This window comes from Xanthovirga aplysinae (assembly GCF_009711365.1).
GTDB lineage: Bacteria > Bacteroidota > Bacteroidia > Cytophagales > Cyclobacteriaceae > Xanthovirga > Xanthovirga aplysinae.
The window spans coordinates 1-1,125 of sequence record NZ_SMMB01000325.1; the positions used below are offsets into that span (position 1 = coordinate 1).

The following is a 1,125-nucleotide window of genomic DNA, read 5'->3' on the forward strand; positions in this document are numbered from 1 at the left end:
CACTCAATCTGGTACTTTAAACTCCATGGTGACCATGCAAACCAACGACGCTTCGGGAATGGGTCATTCCAATAACTTTGAGGATGTCACTCAATCTGGTACTTTCAATTCCTTGGTAACCATGCAGTTCAACGGCGCCTCCCCATTAGGTGGTAGTTCCAATAACATAAATAATATCAATCAATTTGGTTCTGTTAACTTTTTGAGGATAATCCAGAATAATGACACTGAAGAGGATGGATTGTCTAATAATGTAACCAATTTCACGCAAAGTGGTACTTTGGCAGTGGCATCAATCGAGCAGACCATTACCGAAAATGGTGAGGCCAATAATACGGTAAGTGGATCTCAAAGTGGCCCTAGCCTGCTTCTTGTAAGACAGGTGCAAAATGGTGGAGCCCCGAACATGGATAATAATGCAACAATTATGCAGGTGGGGGGTATTACAATAGTTGATCAGGAAAATGGAGTTCCACCTTTTCCGCTTAATGCCAGGGCGGCCGCTATAGGCAATACCATAGAAAATGTAAGACAAATTGGTCCGGGTAGTAGAACAAATAATTTTCTATCCATTACCCAACGAAACGGCGGAAATATAGTACGTAATTTGCGCCAAATGGGATTAAAAAACAGGGCGGAAATCACTCAAATAGGAGGGGCAGTTGTCAATGTAGTGGATGAACTCCGACAATTTGGTGCCCACAACGAACTAGAATTAATTCAAGACAATGCATTTGGTCAAGAAAACTGGGCTTCGATCAATCAGCAGGGAGATAGACACCAACTGGAAATAAACATGGAAGGCCGGGGCCATAACGTAGATATAAGGCAAACCGGTAAAAACAAAAAAATGAAGGTTACCTTAACCGGGTTTGATCAAAGCATTATTATCAGGCAATAATAATACTTTAAAAAAATAGTAGTCCAAATTCTATAAAAATAATCATTATTTAGTATATTTCCTCCATGTAATTATATAATATTCACCCTTCTTTTAACCAAAAATATCTTTATCATGAAAAAGAAAAAACTAAACTTAGGCCAAATTAAACTAGAAAGCTTTGTAACATCTTTAGAAGACAAAAAAGCTGAAACAGCTAAGGGAGGACATCAAACTCACGATAG

At 38.7% G+C, this 1,125-nt stretch carries 2 protein-coding genes; both read left to right on the plus strand.

Annotation, left to right across the window (positions count from 1 at the left end):
• A partial coding sequence (locus E1171_RS23355; RefSeq protein ID WP_187696144.1) for a hypothetical protein occupies window positions 1-901 on the plus strand: 901 nt, incomplete at its 5' end.
• Window positions 902-1,015: 114 nt separating this feature from the next.
• Window positions 1,016-1,125: pinensin family lanthipeptide (locus E1171_RS24845; protein WP_222931315.1), on the plus strand; the 110-nt coding region annotated here is incomplete at its 3' end.